16 protein-coding genes and 1 riboswitch are annotated in these 17,738 nt (G+C 74.6%); of the genes, 3 read left to right on the top strand and 13 right to left on the bottom strand.

Translation table 11 applies throughout. The features are described from left to right. Both ACIQ9P_RS31270 and ACIQ9P_RS31275 read right to left on the bottom strand, forming a co-directional pair. Positions 1–1,647, bottom strand: coding sequence for an amidohydrolase (locus ACIQ9P_RS31270; protein WP_402363634.1), 1,647 nt, complete (start codon positions 1,645–1,647; stop codon positions 1–3). Positions 1,648–1,678: 31 nt separating this feature from the next. Next, positions 1,679–2,119, bottom strand: coding sequence for an Lrp/AsnC family transcriptional regulator (locus ACIQ9P_RS31275; protein ID WP_402363637.1), 441 nt, complete (start codon positions 2,117–2,119; stop codon positions 1,679–1,681). Positions 2,120–2,395: 276 nt separating this feature from the next. Here ACIQ9P_RS31275 and ACIQ9P_RS31280 point away from each other — a divergent pair, with 276 nt between their 5' ends. Continuing rightward, positions 2,396–2,848 (top strand): hypothetical protein, encoded by a 453-nt coding sequence (locus tag ACIQ9P_RS31280; RefSeq protein WP_402363640.1) that lies wholly within the window; start codon positions 2,396–2,398, stop codon positions 2,846–2,848. Between the two features lie 242 nt (positions 2,849–3,090). Here ACIQ9P_RS31280 and ACIQ9P_RS31285 read toward each other — a convergent pair whose 3' ends face one another. Continuing rightward, positions 3,091–4,254 (bottom strand): acyl-CoA dehydrogenase family protein, encoded by a 1,164-nt coding sequence (locus tag ACIQ9P_RS31285; protein ID WP_402363643.1) that lies wholly within the window; start codon positions 4,252–4,254, stop codon positions 3,091–3,093. A gap of 356 nt (positions 4,255–4,610) precedes the next feature. Between ACIQ9P_RS31285 and ACIQ9P_RS31290 the strand changes: the two genes are divergently transcribed. Both ACIQ9P_RS31290 and ACIQ9P_RS31295 read left to right on the top strand, forming a co-directional pair. Further along, positions 4,611–5,192 carry a uridine kinase gene (locus ACIQ9P_RS31290; protein ID WP_402363904.1) on the top strand — a complete coding sequence of 194 codons (582 nt, stop codon included), beginning with the start codon at positions 4,611–4,613 and terminating at the stop codon, positions 5,190–5,192. Between the two features lie 288 nt (positions 5,193–5,480). Continuing rightward, positions 5,481–7,802, top strand: a complete 2,322-nt coding sequence (locus ACIQ9P_RS31295) for an AAA family ATPase (RefSeq protein ID WP_402363646.1) — start codon at positions 5,481–5,483, stop codon at positions 7,800–7,802. Positions 7,803–7,931: 129 nt separating this feature from the next. On the opposite strand, the gene ACIQ9P_RS31300 is transcribed toward ACIQ9P_RS31295, so the two are convergent. The 10 genes from ACIQ9P_RS31300 to ACIQ9P_RS31345 form a co-directional block, all read right to left on the bottom strand. Then, the gene (locus ACIQ9P_RS31300; RefSeq protein ID WP_402363649.1) at positions 7,932–8,915 is read right to left on the bottom strand and encodes an NAD-dependent epimerase/dehydratase family protein; all 984 of its coding nucleotides are present in this window, start codon (positions 8,913–8,915) and stop codon (positions 7,932–7,934) included. A 173-nt stretch (positions 8,916–9,088) separates the two neighbouring features. After that, on the bottom strand, positions 9,089–10,135 hold the full coding sequence (locus tag ACIQ9P_RS31305) for a hemolysin family protein (protein WP_402363652.1): 1,047 nt from the start codon (positions 10,133–10,135) through the stop codon (positions 9,089–9,091). Continuing rightward, positions 10,132–11,496, bottom strand: a complete 1,365-nt coding sequence (locus ACIQ9P_RS31310) for a hemolysin family protein (RefSeq protein ID WP_402363655.1) — start codon at positions 11,494–11,496, stop codon at positions 10,132–10,134. The genes ACIQ9P_RS31305 and ACIQ9P_RS31310 overlap by 4 nt, the downstream gene beginning before the upstream one ends. 300 nt (positions 11,497–11,796) lie before the next feature. Next, on the bottom strand, positions 11,797–12,231 hold the full coding sequence (locus ACIQ9P_RS31315; RefSeq protein WP_402363658.1) for a PH domain-containing protein: 435 nt from the start codon (positions 12,229–12,231) through the stop codon (positions 11,797–11,799). 146 nt (positions 12,232–12,377) lie between these two features. Then, positions 12,378–13,226 carry an ATP phosphoribosyltransferase gene (gene hisG / locus ACIQ9P_RS31320; protein ID WP_266275875.1) on the bottom strand — a complete coding sequence of 283 codons (849 nt, stop codon included), beginning with the start codon at positions 13,224–13,226 and terminating at the stop codon, positions 12,378–12,380. Between the two features lie 150 nt (positions 13,227–13,376). After that, positions 13,377–13,649, bottom strand: coding sequence for a phosphoribosyl-ATP diphosphatase (locus ACIQ9P_RS31325; protein WP_030306151.1), 273 nt, complete (start codon positions 13,647–13,649; stop codon positions 13,377–13,379). Positions 13,650–13,755: 106 nt separating this feature from the next. Next, positions 13,756–14,226, bottom strand: coding sequence for a 6,7-dimethyl-8-ribityllumazine synthase (ribH, locus tag ACIQ9P_RS31330; RefSeq protein WP_402363663.1), 471 nt, complete (start codon positions 14,224–14,226; stop codon positions 13,756–13,758). Between the two features lie 129 nt (positions 14,227–14,355). Beyond that, positions 14,356–15,714, bottom strand: coding sequence for a bifunctional 3,4-dihydroxy-2-butanone-4-phosphate synthase/GTP cyclohydrolase II (locus ACIQ9P_RS31335; RefSeq protein WP_402363666.1), 1,359 nt, complete (start codon positions 15,712–15,714; stop codon positions 14,356–14,358). Beyond that, positions 15,711–16,355, bottom strand: coding sequence for a nicotinamide riboside transporter PnuC (locus tag ACIQ9P_RS31340; protein WP_402363669.1), 645 nt, complete (start codon positions 16,353–16,355; stop codon positions 15,711–15,713). The genes ACIQ9P_RS31335 and ACIQ9P_RS31340 overlap by 4 nt, the downstream gene beginning before the upstream one ends. Continuing rightward, the gene (locus tag ACIQ9P_RS31345) at positions 16,352–17,041 is read right to left on the bottom strand and encodes a riboflavin synthase (protein WP_402363672.1); all 690 of its coding nucleotides are present in this window, start codon (positions 17,039–17,041) and stop codon (positions 16,352–16,354) included. The genes ACIQ9P_RS31340 and ACIQ9P_RS31345 overlap by 4 nt, the downstream gene beginning before the upstream one ends. Before the next feature lie 222 nt (positions 17,042–17,263). Then, a riboswitch (FMN riboswitch) is annotated at positions 17,264–17,391 on the bottom strand. Positions 17,392–17,738: the final 347 nt, after the last annotated feature.

The raw sequence follows: 17,738 nt of genomic DNA on the forward strand, positions 1-17,738 counted from the left end.
TCATTCGTTTTTCGCGGCGTCCGGGGCCCCGGCCCCGGCCAGGTGGACGGTGCGGCCCCGGACCACGGTGCGCAGGCAGGTGGGCAGCGGGTGGCCCGGGGTGAGGTCGGGCAGGCCGGGGGTGCCGGAGCGCGGGTCGGTGGACCAGCCGGCCACCCGGTCGTCCGGGGCCTGGACGACGAGCTCGGTGGCGGCCCAGACCGCGTAACTGGCGACCGCGCCGGGGACGAGCACGCCGTCCTGGTCGCGGCCGACCGCCCGCCAGCCACCCCGGGTGTGGGCGGTGAACGCGGCCCGGACCGAGATCCGGTGCTCGGGGGTGCGGTGGAAGGCGGCGGCCCGGACGGTGCCCCAGGGGTCGAGCGGGGTGACCGGGGCGTCCGAGCCGAAGGCGAGCGGGACGCCGGCGCGCAGCAGGGCGGCGAACGGGTTCAGCGCGGCGGCCCGTTCGGCGCCGAGGCGCTGGACGTACATGCCGTCCGGGCCGCCCCAGGCGGCGTCGAAGGCGGGCTGGACGGAGGCGGTGAGGCCGAGTTCGGCGAAGGCGGCGACGGTCTTGTCGTCGAGGGCCTCGGCGTGCTCGACCCGGTGGCGCAGGGCCCGGACGCGGTCGGCGCCGACCCGGTCGCCGGCCGCCCGGACGCCGTCGAGGACGGCGGCGACCGCGGCGTCGCCGATGGCGTGGAAGCCGGCCTGGAGGCCCGCCTCGGTGCAGGCGGCGACGTGGTCGGCGACCTGGGCGGCGGTCAGGTAGGAGGTGCCGGTGTGCGCGGCGTCGGCGTAGTCGTGGTGCAGGCAGGCGGTGTGGGAGCCGAGGGCGCCGTCGACGAAGAGGTCGCCGCCGGCGCCGACGGCCCCGAGCCGGCGGGCGGTGTCGACACCGCCGCGCTCGGCGAGCTCGCCCCAGTAGCCGAACACCTCGGGGCCCTCGCCCTCGGCGGCCAGTTCCAGCAGGGCGGTGAGGTCCTGCTCGGAGGAGATCTCGGGACCGGCGCACTCGTGCAGGGCGCCGATGCCGAGTTCGGCGGCGCGGGCGAGGGCGGCGCGCTGGGCGTGGCGGCGCTGGGCGGGGGTGAGGCGGGCGAGCGCGGTCGCGCGGACGGCGTGGTGGGCGTCGCGGGTGAGCGGGCCCTCGGGGTGGAAGCCGGGCCGGTCGGCGAGGCCGTCGGTGAGGGCGCGCAGCGCGGTGGTGGCGACCGCGGAGTGCACGTCGGTGCGGGAGAGGTAGACCGCGGCGCCGCCGGCCGCGGCGTCCAGTTCGGCGAGGGTCGGCGGGCGGCCCTCGGGCCAGCCGGTCTCGTCCCAGCCGTGGCCGATGAGGACGCCGCCGGGCTGTTCGCGGGTGGTGAAGGCGGTGACGGCGGCCAGGGCGGCGGCCAGCGAGGGGGTGCCGGTGAGGTCGAGGCCGGTGAGCGCCAGTCCGGTGGCGGTGGCGTGGGCGTGGGCGTCGACGAAGGCCGGGGTGACCAGGGCGCCGTCGAGTTCGACGATCTCGTCGGCGGTCCGCGCGTACGCCTCGGCGGCGCCGTCGCTGCCGACCCAGGCGACGTGCTCGCCCTCGACGAGCATGGCGGTGGCGAAGGGATCGGCGGGGCTGTAGACGGCGCCGCCGCGCAGCAGGACGGTCCGGGAGTTGCGTTCGGTCATGGGGCCAAGTCTGCACCCCCCGGGAGGCCGGTCAGAGCCTCGGGGGCCTGGCCTCGTAGGGGGTGGACAGGACGACGGTGGTGCGGGTGGAGACGCCGGCGGCGCTGCGGATGCGGGCCAGCAGGTCCTCCAGGTCGCCGGGGGCGCCGACGCGGACCTTGAGGATGTAGTTCTCCTCGCCGGCGACACTGTGGCACGCCTCGATCTCGGGCAGGTCGGACAGCCGGTCGGGGGTGTCGTCCGGGGCGCTCGGGTCGAAGGGTTTGACCGAGATGAACGCTGTGAGCGCGAGGTCGACGGCGTCGGGGTCGATGATCGCGGTGTAGCCGCGGATCACCCCGCGCTGTTCGAGGCGGCGCACCCGCTGGTGCACCGCCGAGGTGGACAGGCCGGTGGCCTTGCCCAGGTCCGTGTAACTCATCCGGCCGTCCTGGAGGAGCAGTCGGACGATGCGTTGGTCTAGATCCTCCACAAGGCGCAAACCTACCCTCTCGGGGGCGCGCGGATCGCGGCGGCGGGGGGCGCGGACGGCGGCGGGCCGGGGGCGCACGCGGGACCGGGAGGGGGGCGCGGAGCGGCGTCCGGCGCGCCCCGGGGTGCCGTACGGGCACATGCCGGACGAATGTGGCGAAGGACACACCCGGTGCATCACAGTGCGCCGAACTGCAGGGTTATGAGTCCGCGTCGGCGGGAAGTGCTGGTTGTGGCCCCGGGTGACCACACCGGGCCCGATCCGAGGGGGATCACCATGCGCGTGACCGACCAGCGCCCGACGGGCGCGGACGACGCCCACGATACGACCGACCGCGAGGATCTCGCGGTCCCCTACGACGCCGTGACGGGGGTGGATCCGGGGGAGGCCGAGCTCTGGGAGATCATCCGGGTGGACTGCCCGTCCTGCCGGCGTCCGATCGCCCTGGTGGGCGACGAGGAGCGGCTGCCGCAGCACGCCGTGCTGCCCCGGGCCTGGCACCCCTTCTCCCCCACCCTGTGCCCGGGTTCGGGCACGCCGACGGACGACCTGGCCGAGGTGGAGTGCGCCGACGACGCCGACGCGGCCGGACTGGCGGCGCTGCTCGCCCTGCCGGGCGAGCACGACTGGCGCACCCAGCCGTTCTCGCACGCGATGGTGCACCGCCCGGTGCGCTCGGGTTCCGCACCGGCCATTCCGGAGCAGCGCGGCCGATTCTCCCGGCGCTGAGCGCCTGCCGCGCGCCAGGGCATCGCGCGTCGGCCCCGATGATCGGCAGAACGGCCCCCGGCCCCGCTCCTCGGTACGGAGCGGCGGCGGGGGCCGTTCGCGTGCCCGCCGCGGGCCGCCGACGGCCGCCGACCGGGCGCCGACCGGGCGCCGCCGGAGGGGCGGGCACGGCCGGCGGGTACGGCGGCGGGAGGCGGCGCGGCGGGCGGCGACAGTGGCGGGGAGCCGCCGCGGCGGGCCGGTCAGCCCTTGGTGAGGTGGCGGCCGATCACCAGGCGCTGGATCTGGTTGGTGCCCTCGACGATCTGCAGCACCTTGGCCTCGCGCATGTAGCGCTCGGCCGGGAAGTCCTGGGTGTAGCCGTAGCCGCCGAGCACCTGGACGGCGTCGGTGGTCACCCGCATCGCGGCGTCGGTGCAGAACAGCTTCGCCATCGCCGCCTCCTTGGAGAACGCCAGACCGGCGTCGCGGCGGCGGGCGGCGGACAGGTAGAGCGCACGGCCGGCCTCGATCTGGGTGGCCATGTCGGCGAGCAGGAAGGACAGGCCCTGGAAGTCGGCGATCGGCCGGCCGAACTGGTGGCGCTCGCGCGCGTAGTCGACGGCGGTGTCGAGGGCGGCCTGGGCGACGCCGATCGCGCAGGCGGCGATGCCGAGCCGGCCGGAGTCGAGCGCTGCGAGCGCGATCTGGAAGCCCTGGCCCTCGCTGCCGACCAGCCGGTCCCGGGAGACCCGGGCGCCGTCGAAGTGCAGCTGCGCGGTGGGCGAGGACTTCATGCCCATCTTGTGCTCCGGCGGGGCCGCCGACAGACCGGGCTGGGTGCCCGGCACCAGCAGGCAGCTGATGCCCCGGGCGCCCTCCTCGCCGGTGCGCACCAGGGCGCTGTAGAAGTCGGCCCGGCCGCCGTGGGTGATCCACGCCTTGGTGCCGCTGACCACGTACTCGTCGCCGTCCAGGTCGGCCCGGGTGCGCAGGGCGGCGGCGTCGGAGCCGGACTGCGGCTCGGACAGGCAGTAGGCGCCGAGCTGCTCGCCGGAGAGCATGCCGGGCAGCCAGCGCTCGCGCTGCTCGTCGGTGCCGAAGGTGGCGAGCGCGTGGCAGGAGAGGGTGTGCACGCTGACGCCGAGGCCGACGGCCAGCCAGCCGGACGCCAGCTCCTCCAGCACCTGGAGGTAGACCTCGTACGGCTGCTCGCCGCCGCCGAACTTCTCGTCGTACGGGAGGGAGAGCAGGCCGGCCTCGCCGAGCGTGCGAAAGACCTCGCGCGGGAAGCGGCCGGCGGCCTCGTCCTCCGCCGCGCGCGGCTTCAGCTCGCGCTGGACGAGGTCCCGGGTGAGGCTCAGGAGCTCGCGGGCCTCCTCGCTGGGCAGCTGGCGGTCCACGGACTTCGCGGGGGAGGTGGTCATGGCGGCTGGTCGCCTCCTCGGTCGTGTGCCGGGCCCCGGGGTGTGTTCGGGCCCGTACGGGGTGTGGCAGCCTCGGCCGGGCGGCACCGGATTGCGGTGAACGGCCGTTCACAGGCATGGCGATGCGAGTATGCCCGATCAAGGCGCCGCCGTCACGGGGAGGACTCGAACACTGTCCGGACCGGTGCGGAGTCCGCCGTAGGGTTGACGTTGTGGCTTCTACCGAGATTTCCGCCGCCCCGGTAAGGGGGCCCGGCGCGCGGCCCGGGCCGGACCGCCCCGCGGGCGCCCCGGCTCCCGCCGACCCGCCGACCGCCCCGGCGGCGCCGACGGCCCTCGCCACCCTCGCCGCCGAGCTGCGGGCGCTGCCGCCGTCCTGCGGTCCGGTGCGGTTGGTCGCGGTGGACGGCCACGCGGGCTCGGGCAAGACCACCTTCGCGGCCCGGCTGTCGGCGGCGCTCGGTGGCGCCCCGGTGGTGCACCTGGACGACCTGGCGACGCACGACGAGCCGTTCGGCTGGACGGGGCGGCTGCGCGGCCAGGTGCTGGAGCCGCTGGCGGCGGGCCGGGACGCGGAGTACGAGGTGTACGACTGGACGCTGCGCCGGTTCGCCGGGACGGCCGCGGTGCCGCTCGCGCCGGTGGTGCTGGTCGAGGGCGTCGGCGCCGGGCGGCGCGCGGTGCGGCCGCTACTGGCCCGGCTGGTGTGGATGGAGCTGGACGCGGTGGCGGCCCGGCGGCGGGGCGAGGAGCGGGACGGTCCGGGGCTGGCGGAGTTCTGGGCCGGCTGGGCGCGCGCCGAATCGGCACATTTCGCCGCGGACCCGAGCCGCCCGCACGCCGGAACCGTGGTCGACGGGGTGACCGGGCGGATCGCGCCGAGCACCGTCGGTGAACCTTCAACAACCCTCTTGACCTGCGGCGTCGCCAGGAAATAAGTTCTCCCTCGTTCGCGGAATTGTTGATTCCGCAACTTCGGACCCGGCATCCCCGGCTTGTTCCCCCGTGAGCCGGGGGTGCCGTCCGACTCCCCCGCCCCGGGGCCGGCCACCCCTCAACGGCCCTCCGCCCGATCGCTTTTGACATCGCGCGACACCCTTCCGGATCAGCGCCGCGCCGGTACGATTCCAGGCAGGCGCAGATGCGCCCCGGGGGCAGACGACCACCGGCGGGTCCGCACACCGCCGCACCGGCCGGGCCCCGAGCCACATCGCGGGGGGCGTTGAGTGGAGAGTTCCAACAGCAACACCGCGGGCGGCCCGGCTCCGAACCGGCTCGCCGACCGCGCCTGGCTGCGTGCCATGGACGCCTACACGGCCGGGGCCTACACCCGCGCCGAGGAGGAGTTCCGCGCCGCCGTCCGGCTCGACCCCGGCATGGCCGACGCCTGGCTCGGCCTGCACGCGCTGCGCAGCGACACCTCCGGCGCGCTGCTCGCGATGTACCGGCACCAGATACGGTTCGGCGAGCAGCGCCGACGGCACGGACGCCCCCTCAGTTCCTGGTACTGGCTGGGCTGGTGGGTGCAGCCCGTGCTGGAGACCCCCCGGGACCTCGTGCTCGCGCACGCCTCGCACTGGCTGGACGGGCGCCACCTCACCGAGCTGGACCAGGCCCTGGAACAGTGCCCGGCCCCCGCCGAGGACCCGTCGGCGCGCTTCCTGCACGCCTGCCGCTCCTACCTGCTCAAGGACTGGGAGCAGCTGATCCGGGACACCGACCGGCTGCTCGACGACCCGCTGCTCGGCATCGAAGCCGGGCTGTTCGCCGGGATGGCCCGGGTCCGGCTGGACATGTGCGCGCAGGCCCAGCCGCCGCTGGCCGCCTCGCTCGCCCGCTGCCGCTCCGAGCAGCCGCAGCGCAAGGAGCTCAGATACTGGCTGGCCCGCGCCTACGAGGGCGCCGGGCGCAGCGCTGCCGCGCTGCCGCTGTACCGGGCCGTGCACCGGGCCGACCCCGCGTTCATGGACACCGCCGCCCGGCTGGCGGCGATCTCGGCGGAGGACGGCCTCGCGGACGCCCTGCTGGACGGTGTCGGGGTCGGCGGCCGGGACGGGGGGCGCGCGGAGGAGGACGCGATCGACGCGGCGCTGCTCGACGCGGCCGTGCTGGAGCAGGCCGGTTTCGAGGCGCTCGGCGCGGGCGGGGAGTTCGGGGCCGGCGGGGAGTTCGGGGCGGAGCCGGCGCCGGAACAGTCCGGGCCTGAGCCGGCGACGGCCTTCGCGGGTGTCGAGCCGTCGGGATTCGAACTGTCGGACGCGGACCTGTCGGGGTCGGAGCTGCCGGGGTCGGACCTGTCGGGGTCCGAGCCGGCCGGGTCGGACCTGTCCGGGTCCGAGCTGTCGGCGGCCGGGACGGCGGGATCGGAACTGCCGGGGGCCGGTGGGGTCGGCGGCCCGGGGGTGTCGGACCCCTTCGGGAGCCCGGCCCCGGGCGGGCCGGTCCAGGCCGACGAGGACGAGTCGGACGACGGCTACCCGGCGCTGCCGAGCCCGGCCGGACCGGGCACCGGTCCGGGGAACAGGCCCGGCGGTGGGGCGGGCGCACCGCCGCCGCTGGTCACCGGTGGACGCTCCGGCTCGACCGCCCCGCAGCCCGCCGCCGCCTCCCCCGCCGCCCCGGCGGCGGCACGCGGCGAGACCGCCCTGGCCCGGGTGGCGAGCACCAGCCCGGCGTCCGAACACGAGGACGACCGGGCCGAGTTGGACGCCGCACTGGCCGAACTCGCCCGGATGGTCGGCCTGGAGCCGGTCAAGCGGCAGGTGCGGGCACTCTCGGCACAGCTGCGGATGGCCCGGCTGCGCGCCGAGCAGGGGCTGCCGGTCCAGCCCCCCAAGCGGCACTTCGTCTTCTCCGGCCCGTCCGGCACCGGCAAGACCACGGTCGCCCGGATCCTCGGCCGGGTCTTCCACGCTCTCGGGCTGCTCACCGGGGACCACCTGGTGGAGGCCCAACGCGCCGATCTGGTCGGGGAGTTCCTCGGCCAGACGGCGGTGAAGGCGAATGAGCTGATCGACTCCGCGCTGGACGGCGTGCTCTTCATCGACGAGGCGTACAGCCTCTCCAACTCCGGCTACAGCAAGGGCGACGCGTACGGCGACGAGGCACTGCAGGTGCTGCTGAAGCGGGCCGAGGACAACCGGGACCGGCTGGTGGTGATCCTGGCCGGCTACCCCGAGGGCATGAACCGACTGCTGGCCACCAACCCCGGGCTCAACTCCCGCTTCACCACCCGGGTCGACTTCCCCAGCTACCGCCCCGGCGAGCTGACCGCGATCGGCGCCGCGCTCGCCGGGCAGGACGGCGACGGCTGGGACGAGGACGCGGCCGAGGAATTGGCCTCGATCTGCACCCATGTGGTCCGCGAGGGCTGGATCGACGAGCTCGGCAACGGCCGCTTCATCCGCACCCTGTACGAGAAGTCCTGCGCCTACCGCGACCTGCGGCTCACGCTGCTGCGCGAACCTCCCGGCCGGGAGGACCTCGCCACCCTGCGGCTGCCGGACCTGTTGCAGGCGTACGGCGAGCTGATCGACGGCCGGGGCTGAGGCCGGGGCGACCTGGTCCCGCCCGAGCCCGAGCCCGGGCCCCGCCCGAGCCCGCTCCCGTCGGGGGCGCGCCAGGAATCGGGCGCGCCGGGAGCCGGGCGGGGCGCGGACCGACCGCGGGAGCGGCCGTCAGCCGGAAAGCACCGCGGCCTCCAGCGCCGGGTCCAGGCCGACGGTCGGCCGGTCCGGGCGTCGCGGCGCGACGCCGCCGATCGACCGCAGCCACGCCCAGGTGTCGGCGACCGTCTCCGCAGCGGGACGGCAGCGCAGCCCGGCGGCCAGCGCCTTGCCCACGTCCGCGCCGTGCACGGTGTCGTACAGCTCGCCCGGCGGGACCCAGAACGGCAGCTGGACCCAGGGGGCGATGCCGGCCTCGGCGATCACCTCCGGCTCCGTCCAGCGCAGTTCGGGCTCGGCCCCGGTGGCCGCCGCGCACGCCTCCAGCAGCTCGCCCATGGTGCTGTGTCCGCGCGGGCCGACCAGGTCGTAGGGGCCGCCGAGGCCGGCCGCGACCGCGTCCAGGGTCCAGGTCGCGAGGTCGCGGACGTCGATGAACTGCACGGCGAGATCGCGCGGGCCGGGGGCGAGCACCGGGCCGCCGCGGGCGATCCGGTCGAGCCACCACGGCAGTCGGCCGATGTTCTCGTACGGTCCGACGATCAGCCCGGCCCGGACCAGCAGCGCCCGGTCGCCGAAGGCGTCCAGCGCCGCCAGCTCGCCGCCGCGCTTGGACTCCGCGTAGGGCATCTCACCGTCGTCCGGCGAGCCCTCGACCAGCGGCGCGCTCTCGTCCGCGCCGGCCGGCGTCGGGTACGCGTACACCGACCGGCTGGAGACGTACGCGTAGCGGCCGACCCGGTCGGCCAGCAGCCGGGCGCTGTCGCGCACCACCGACGGGGCGGCGGACCAGGTGTCCACCACCGCGTCCCACTCCCCCTCGGCCAGGGCCGCGAGCCCGCCCTCGGCCGTGCGGTCCCCGTGCAGGACCCGCGCCCCCGCCGGTGCCGCGTGCGTGCCCCGGTGGAAGACCGTCACCTCCCAGCCCCGCTCCAGCGCCGCCTCCGCGACGGCCCGCCCCACGAATTCCGTCCCACCCAGCAGGAGAAGTCTCATGCCGACCACCCTGCCCGGGGACGGTCGGCAGGGGAACCGCCGCACGCTCACAGCGGAATCGCCGAGAGCGAAGCGGCCCCGGGAACCCCGGTCGGAACCGGGGTTCCCGGGGCCTCCGGGGTTGTGCGCGGGGCCGCGGCGGCGACCCGTACGGGCTCCTCGGCCTCTGCGGGCTACGCGGCCGAGCGGTGGTCCGGGTCGTGCACCTCTCCGACCAGCTCCTCCAGCACGTCCTCCAGCATCACCACACCGAGCGTCCGCCCGTCCTGGTCGAGGACCGCCGCGAGGTGGCAGGTGGCCCGGCGCATCGCGCCCAGCGCGTCGTCCAGCGGGAGGGTGCCCCGGAGCACGGTGATCGGCCGCCACAGCCGGGCCGGGACGGGCACCGACGGGTCCTCGACCTCCAGGATGTCCTTGAGGTGCAGGTACCCCAGGTAGCCATGACCGGCCGGGTCGCCGTCGGTGACCGGGAAACGCGAGAAGCCGGTGCGCAGCGCCAGCTCCTCGACCTGGGCGGCGGTCACCTTGGTGTCCACGGTGACCAGCTCCTCGGGAGTGAGCAGCACCTCGGTCAGCGGGCGTCGGCCCAGCTCCAGGGCGTCCTCAAGCCGCTCCCGGCGGTCGTTCGCCAGGAGTCCGGCGTCACCCGAGTCGGCGAGCAGGTAGATCAGCTGCTCGGTGGTGAAGACCGACTCGACCTCGTCCTTGCCCTCGACCTTGAACAGCCCGAGCACGCTGTTGGCGAAGGCGTTGAGGAAGGAGATCACCGGGGCCAGCCAGCGGGCCAGCCGGTCCAGCGGCGGGCCGAGCCAGAGCGCGGCCTTCTCCGGGCCGGCCAGGGCCATGTTCTTGGGCACCATCTCGCCCATCACCATGTGCAGGTAGACCACGACGGCCAGCGCGATCCCGTACGAGAGCGGGTGCATCAGGCCGGCCGGGACGCCGAGCGCGTGGAACGGCGCCTCCAGCAGATGGGCGATGGTCGGTTCGGCGAGCGCGCCCAGGCCCAGCGAGCAGACGGTGATGCCGAGTTGGGCGGCGGCGAGCATCGCGGAGACGTTGGACAGCGCGTGCAGCACGGTGCGGGCGCGCTTGTTGCCGGCCTCGGCGAGCGGTTCGATCTGGCTGCGCCGGACCGAGACCACGGCGAACTCGGCGCCGACGAAGAAGGCGTTGCCGAGCAGGAGCACGAGGGCGACGGCCAGTTGGAGCGCGGTCATCGGGTGCGGTCCTCGTTCTCGGTGCCGTCGTAAGGGTCGTCGTAGGGGTCGTCGTGCCCGGAGGCGCGTTCCACCCGGACCCGGCTGGTGCGGTGGCGGTCCACGGCCTCGACGGTGAACAGCCAGCCGGGAAGTTCGGTCCGGTCGCCGGGGGCGGGCAGTCGGCCGAGCAGGTCGGTGACCAGGCCGGCCAGGGTCTCGTAGGGGCCCTCCGGGGCGTGCAGGCCGATGGCCTCCAACTGGTCGAGCCGGGCCCGGCCGTCGGCCGCCCAGACGGGCCGCCCGTCGACCGGCGGCAGCGGCAGCAGTTCGGGGCGGTCGGCCGGGTCGTGCTCGTCCTGCACCTCGCCGACGATCTCCTCGACGATGTCCTCGACCGTGACCACGCCGGCGGTGCCGCCGTACTCGTCGACCACGATGGCCATCGGCTGGAGGCGCCGCAGCTGGTCGAGCAGCCGCTCGGCGGGGAGGGACTCGGGCACCAGCAGCGGCGGGACGGCGAGGTCGCCGACCCGGACCGACCCGCGCCGGGCGGCGGGGACGGCGAGCGCGTCCTTGAGGGTGACGGTGCCGGTGACCTCGTCCAGGGTGTCCGTGTAGACCGGGAAGCGGGACAGGCCGGTGGCCCGGGTGAGGTTGAGGACGTCGGCGGCGCTGGCGTCCCGCTGGAGCGCGGAGACGTCGACACGGGGGGTCATCACCGACTCGGCGGTGAGGTCACCGAGGCCGAGGGTCCGCACGAACAGGGTGGCCGACTCCTCGTCTATGGCGCCGGCCCGGGCGGAGTGCCGGGCCAGCGAGACCAGTTCGGCCGGGGTGCGGGCGTGGTCCAGCTCCTCCTGCGGCTCGACGCCGAAGGCGCGCACGGTGCGGTCGGCCGAGCCGTTCAGGACCCGGATCAGCGGGCGGCAGGCCCGGGAGAACGCCATGTGCGGGGCGGCGACCGCGCGGGCCACCTGGAGCGGCCGGGAGATCGCCCAGTTCTTCGGGACCAGCTCGCCGATCACCATCTGGACCACGGTGGCGAGCAGCATGCCGAGGACCACGGCGACGCCGCGGGAGGCACCGTCGGAGAGGCCGACGGCACCGAACAGGGGCTGCAGCAGGGTCGACAGCGCGGGTTCGGCGAGCATGCCGACCACCAGCGAGGTGACGGTGATGCCCAGCTGGGCGCCGGAGAGTTCGAAGGAGAGGTGGCGCAGGGCCCGGGAGACCCGGCCGGCCTTGGCGTCCCCGGTCCCGGCGGCGCGCTCGACGGCGCCGCGCTCCACGGTCACGAAGGCGAACTCGGCGGCCACGAAGAGGCCGTTGGCGAGGATGAGCAGGAGGGCCGCGAGAAGCAGCAGCCAGGCCGTGATCACAGTGCCGCCTGCCGTCCGTCGGTCGGAGGGTGGGCGGCGCAGGTACTACCGGACGGATCGTCCATGGACGGGGAGTGTCACTCCTCAGGTCGATTTCGGGCAGGGCAATGCCTTTGCCCCGCTTTTGCCAGCGTAGACCATACCCGTGCGACCGTAGGATTCACGTTCGGGCGCGGCCGGGCGTCGGATTCCGGTCACCGGGCGCCGGTCATCGGGCGCCGGTCATCGGGCGCCGGCTCTGCCGGCCGGTCATCGGGCGCCGGTTCCGGGTGTCCACGGACGGGTGCCCGCCGCTGGGGGTCAGCCGCCGTGCCGCGCGACCAGGTCGCGAAGGGCGCGGGCGTCGGCGATCGCCTGGTTCCTGCCCACTCCGGGCTGGATGCCGACGGCCGCCAGCGAGGTCCCGTCGGCGAGGTCGAGACTGGCCCACGGGTCGCCCTGGCGGAAGTTCACGCCGACGATCTCCGCCCAGGCCAGCCGACGGCTGCGGACGAAGTTGACCACGGTCACGCCCTCGGCGTCGGCGCTCACCCGCGGCCGCGCCAGCATCAGGCCCACCGAGGCGAAGAGCACACCGCTGAGCGCCATCATGATCCGGTCGTTGAGCTGCCAGTTGGCCGGAAGGGCGACCGCGATCACGGCGAACAGCACGACCAGCAGCGCGCAGACCGGCAGCAGCACGGCGCGGGTGCGGCGCGGGGCCCAGGTGACGGGGAACTCGGCGGGGGTGGACACGAGGGGCTCCGGGGTGGTTCGAGGGTCGGGCGGTCGGACGGCGAGCGGGGTCGGACAACGGAAACGGGGTGGGGACGCCGACGGCGGCCCCACCCCATTCAACCGGTGCTTATGCCGGAGCCGCTCGGAGGCGGCGCCGGAACCGCTCAGAGGCGGCAGGCGTGGATGTTGGTGACCAGGATCGCGCGGGCGCCGATGGCCCACAGGTCGTCCATGATCTGCTGGGCCTCCTTGCGGAGCACCATGGAGCGGACGGCCACCCAGCCCTCGGTGTGCAGCGGGGAGACGGTCGGCGACTCCAGCCCCGGGGTCAGGGCGACGGCGGCGCCGACCTGCTCGGCGCGGATGTCGTAGTCCATCAGCACGTAGCGGCGGGCCACCAGCACACCCTGCAGCCGGCGCAGGAACTGGTCGACGCGGGGGTCCTCGCCGGCGCCCTTGGGGCGGATCACCACGGAGTCGGAGATCAGGATCGGCTCGCCGAACACCTCCAGGCCCGCGTTGCGCAGGCTGGTGCCGGTCTCCACCACGTCGGCGATCACATCGGCGACACCCAGCTGCACCGCGGTCTCCACCGCGCCGTCCAGCTTGGTGACGGTGGCCTTCACGCCGCGGTCGGCCAGGTGCTGCTCGACCAGGCCGGTGTAGGAGGTGGCGATCCGCAGGCCCTCCAGGTCCGCGACGTCCTCGACCGCCGCGCCGACCGGGCGGGCGAAGCGGAAGGTCGAGCCGGCGAAGCCGAGCGCGAGCACCTCCTCGGCGTTGGAGTGCGAGTCCAGCAGCAGGTCGCGGCCGGTGATCCCGACGTCCAGGCGGCCGGAGCCGACGTAGACGGCGATGTCGCGGGGACGCAGGAAGAAGAACTCGACCTGGTTGCCCGGGTCGACCAGCACCAGTTCCTTGGAGTCCTTGCGCTGCCGGTAGCCGGCCTCATGGAGCATCTCCGCCGCGGGACCCGAGAGCGAACCCTTGTTGGGCACGGCGATGCGCAGCATGGAGGTCAGTTCCTTACCTGTTCGGTGTGGGTGGGGTTCCGGGCGGCCGGGTGGACCCGAGGGTCCGGCGGTCCAGAGGTCCGGAGGGTCCAGCGGTACTCGTAGAAGTGCGGGCGGAGTGCGGGCGGAGGTGTGGCCCGGAGGTACTTGCTAGAGGTACTTGTAGACGTCGTCGAGCGTCAGCCCGCGGGCGACCATCATCACCTGAAGGTGGTAGAGGAGTTGCGAGATCTCCTCGGCGGTCTGCTCGTCGGACTGGAACTCGGCGGCCATCCAGACCTCGGCGGCCTCCTCGACGACCTTCTTGCCGATCGCATGGACGCCCTGCTGGACGAGCTGCGCGGTACGGGAGGACGAGGGGTCGCCGGTGGCGGCCTTCTGCTGGAGCTCGGTGAAGAGCTCCTCGAATGTCTTCGAAGCCATGATGGGACTCACCATACGGCGTGCGGGGTCGCGGGTGGTAAGCAGTTCCGGACCGTGGACAATCCGCTGGACGTCCACGGTCCGGGCCCGGCGGGCGCCCGTAGGCTCAGAGCGCGCGCAGGGCGAGGGCGGTCGCGACCGCCGCGGTGACCGCCTCGTGGCCCTTGTCCTCGGTCGAGCCGGGCAGGCCCGCGCGGTCCACCGCCTGCTGCTCGTTGTCACAGGTCAGCACGCCGAAGCCGACCGGGACGCCGGTGTCCACGGAGACCTGGGTGAGGCCCGCGGTGGCGGCCTGGCAGACGTAGTCGAAGTGCGGAGTGCCGCCGCGGATCACCACGCCGAGGGCGATCACGGCGTCGTAGCCGCGTCCGGCGAGGCGCTTGGCGGCCACGGGCAGCTCGAAGGTGCCGGGGACGCGCAGGACGGTCGGCTCGGCGACACCCAGCTCCTTGAGGGCGCGGTGGGCGCCGTCGAGCAGGCCGTTCATCACCTGCTCGTGCCACTGGGCGGCGATCACGGCGACCTTGAGGTCGGCGGCGTTGTCGATGGTCAGCTCGGGGGCTCCGTGGCCGCTCATGTTCGGTGCCTTTCGGTGGTTCGGGGTGCGGGGTTCTGGGTGCGGGGTTCTGGGTGCGGGGTTCGGGTCGGTGCGTAGGACAGGGGGTGGTGGTCCGGGCACGGACGGGCCGGGCCGGGCCGGAACGGGTCAGCCGTCGAGGCCGGGCAGGTCGTGGCCCATCCGGTCGCGCTTGGTCCGCAGGTAGCGCTCGTTGTGCGCGCCGGCCGGGATCTCCACCGGCTCGCGGCCCTTGACCTTGAGCCCGTGCTCGGTGAGCGCGGTGAGCTTGTCGGGGTTGTTGGTCAGCAGCGTCAGCGAGCGGACACCGAGGTCGCAGAGCATCTGGGCGCCGATGCTGTAGTCCCGGGCGTCCGCGGGCAGGCCCAGGTCGAGGTTGGCCTCGACGGTGTCCCGGCCCTGCTCCTGGAGCTCGTAGGCGCGCAGCTTGTGCGCCAGGCCGATGCCCCGGCCCTCGTGGCCGCGCAGGTAGAGCACCACGCCCCGGCCGCTCTCGGCGACCCGCCGCAGCGAAGCCTGGAGCTGGGGGCCGCAGTCGCAGCGCAGCGAGCCGAGCACGTCGCCGGTCAGGCACTCGGAGTGGACCCGGACCAGGACGTCCTCGCCGTCGGGGAGCCGGCCGTCCGCGCCCAGCCCGCCGGCGACCAGCGCGATGTGCTCGACGCCGTCGAGGGTGCCCCGGTAGCCGACCGCGGTGAACTCGCCGTGCGCGGTCGGCAGGGCGGTGACGGCGGCCCGGTCGACGTGCAGCTCGGTGCGGCGGCGGTAGGCGATGAGGTCCTCGATCGAGATGATCGCCAGGTTGTGCTCGCGGGCGAAGGTCATCAGTTCGGGGAGCCGGGCCATGCTGCCGTCGTCGTTGACCACCTCGGCGATCGCGCCGGCCGGCGGCAGACCGGCCAGCCGCGCCAGGTCGACCGCGGCCTCGGTGTGGCCGGGGCGGACCAGCACTCCGCCCTCGACGGCGCGCAGCGGGAAGACGTGCCCCGGCCGGGCGAGGTCACCGGGGCCGGTGCCGGGCGAGGCGAGCAGCCGAACGGTGCGGGCCCGGTCGGCGGCCGAGATGCCGGTGTCCACGCCTTCCCTGGCGTCCACCGAGACGGCGTAGGCGGTGCCCTTGCGGTCCTCGTTGACCTGGGTCATCGGCGGCAGCTTGAGCCGGTCCAGCTCGGCGCCGGTCATCGGGGCGCAGATCACGCCGGAGCTGTAGCGGACGGTGAAGGCCATCAGCTCGGGGGTGGCGGCGGAGGCGGCGAAGACGATGTCGCCCTCGTTCTCGCGGTCCTCGTCGTCGACGACGATCACGGCGCGGCCGAGCGCGATGTCGGCGACGGCCCGCTCGACCGGGTCGAGGACGAACTCGCCGGCGGGCTTCCCGGCCGGGTGAGGGACGGGGTGCTCGGTCGGGGACGCGGTGGGGGAAGCGGTGGGGGCGGCCGGGGCCGCGGTGGGGTGCTCGGCCGGACGCGGGGCGGGGTTCTCGGTCATGCGGAGGCTCCCTGGAGGGCGGGGTCGGTCACGGGGTGCGCGGTCCGGCCGCGAAGCCACCAGGCGCGCAGGCCGAGCAGGACCAGGACGAAGTAGACGGAGTAGGTGAGGCCGGAGAAGACCAGGCCGTTGTTGAAGGCGAGCGGCACGCCGACCAGGTCGACGGCGATCCAGGCGAACCAGAACTCGACCCACCCCCGGGCCTGGGCCACCATCGCCGCCAGGGTGCCGACGAAGATGTAGGCGTCCGGCCAGGCGTCCCAGGACAGTTGCGGGACGGCGGTGAAGAGCCCGCCGACCGCCAGGGTGCCGAGCGCGGTGCCGCCGACCAGCAGGGCGCGCTCACGGCCGGTGGCGAAGCGCACGGCGACGTCGCCCTCGCCCCGCGCGCCGCGCTGCCACCTGGTCCAGCCCCACACGGCGGCCACGATCACCACGATCTGCTTGCCGACGCCGCCACTGAGGTGGGCGCTCCAGTACGCGCCGACCAGGACCAGGCCGGAGAGCAGTTGGACCGGCCAGGTCAGCCGGGACCGCTGCCAGCCGAGGGCGAGCGCGGCGAGGCCGAGCAGGTTGCCGATGATGTCGGAGCGGTAGACGTCCTGGCCGAACAGGTGGACGGTGCCGTTGAGCCAGTTCACCGCTGCTCCCCCGGGGTGGTGTCCGGCAGGGACGGCAGTGACGGCAGTGACGGCAGGGTGCGGGCCTCCAGCAGCCGTTCGACGTACTTGGCGAGGACGTCGACCTCCAGGTTGACGCTCTCGCCGACGGCCCTGGTGCCGAGGGTGGTCAGCGCGAGGGTCGCCGGGATGAGGCTGACGGTGAAGCTGTCGCGCGCGGCCTCGACCACGGTGAGGCTGACACCGTCGACGGTGATCGAGCCCTTCTCGACCAGGTAGCGCGAGACCGAGTCCGGCAGCGAGAACCGCAGCACCTCCCAGCGGAGTTCGCCGGCCGCGTCGCGCTCCCCCGGCTCACGGCTCAACAGCCGTCCGGTGGCGTCGACATGACCCTGCACCAGGTGGCCACCGAGCCGGGCACCGAGCGCCATGGCGCGTTCGAGGTTGACCCGCCCGCCCGGCTTCAACTCGCCCAGGCTGGAACGGTGGAGCGTCTCGGCCATCACATCGGCGCTGAACTCGCCGGTGCCGGAGGCGAGTTCCTCGGGAGTGTCGACGACGGTCAGGCAGACGCCATTGACCGCGATGGAGTCGCCGTGCCGCGCGCCCTCGCAGACCACCGGGCCGCACAGACGGATTCGCGAGGATTCGCCGATCTCTTCGATCGACACGACCTCGCCGAGCTCTTCGATGATGCCGGTGAACACCCGGGTTCTCCTCGCGCTTGGGGCGCGGACTCCGGGGTGCGACAAGGGAGAAAGGGCCACGGACAGGCGTGGGCACGGGGGTGGGCGGATCACCGGACGGCAACGGGACCCGTCACCGGGCTGCCGCCGAGCCGGGCGCCGGAACGAGGGGAACCCCGTCCGTCGCCGCACACCGCCTCCCGAGGTCCACCGGGGGACCACGGGCCCTGCTCACTGGTCCGTCGCGCACGCCTCCCATCCGGACTTTAACCGTCGGTCCAGGAATTTCACCTGGTCAACCGGCCGCTGGCTGCGGACGGGTCGCGGACTGTAACCGCCGGTTCGGATTTTCACCGACCCCGGAGTGCGCTGAACGTCACTGCTACTTCTGCCGTCATTCTGCCATGATCCGCGCGGCGCCAGGGAGAGGTGTCCCCTGTGGCCTCTTTCACTCGGCGCCGGGGAATGGACGGCGAGGGACGGGCGGCGGGCCACCGTCGGGCGGAGCCGGGGGCGTTCGGTGGCGTATTGGGTGGCGTGTTGGCTGGCGTGTCGAGGGGGCGGGTCCGGTGCAGTCGGACGAGCTGTGCTCCGGGGCGCCGCCCGGGGCTTCGGGGATGCGCCTCGGGGCCTTGCCCGGGTGCCGTCGCGGATGCCGTCCGGGGCGTCGTACAAGGGCCGACCCGGGTGCCGTCCGGGGCCTCGTCCAGGCGGCCGT

Origin of the sequence: Kitasatospora sp. NPDC094019 (genome assembly GCF_044764505.1) — a bacterium.
In the GTDB taxonomy this organism is placed as follows: Bacteria; Actinomycetota; Actinomycetes; order Streptomycetales; family Streptomycetaceae; genus Kitasatospora.

Coding starts and splice junctions, on each gene's coding strand:
- ACIQ9P_RS31270 (WP_402363634.1), bottom strand. CDS start 1,647: ATGACCGAACGCAACTCCCGGACCGTCCTGCTGCGCGGCGGCGCCGTC.
- ACIQ9P_RS31280 (WP_402363640.1), top strand. CDS start 2,396: ATGCGCGTGACCGACCAGCGCCCGACGGGCGCGGACGACGCCCACGAT.
- ACIQ9P_RS31285 (WP_402363643.1), bottom strand. CDS start 4,254: ATGACCACCTCCCCCGCGAAGTCCGTGGACCGCCAGCTGCCCAGCGAG.
- ACIQ9P_RS31300 (WP_402363649.1), bottom strand. CDS start 8,915: ATGAGACTTCTCCTGCTGGGTGGGACGGAATTCGTGGGGCGGGCCGTC.
- ACIQ9P_RS31305 (WP_402363652.1), bottom strand. CDS start 10,135: ATGACCGCGCTCCAACTGGCCGTCGCCCTCGTGCTCCTGCTCGGCAAC.
- hisG (WP_266275875.1), bottom strand. CDS start 13,226: ATGCTGCGCATCGCCGTGCCCAACAAGGGTTCGCTCTCGGGTCCCGCG.
- ACIQ9P_RS31325 (WP_030306151.1), bottom strand. CDS start 13,649: ATGGCTTCGAAGACATTCGAGGAGCTCTTCACCGAGCTCCAGCAGAAG.
- ribH (WP_402363663.1), bottom strand. CDS start 14,226: ATGAGCGGCCACGGAGCCCCCGAGCTGACCATCGACAACGCCGCCGAC.
- ACIQ9P_RS31335 (WP_402363666.1), bottom strand. CDS start 15,714: ATGACCGAGAACCCCGCCCCGCGTCCGGCCGAGCACCCCACCGCGGCC.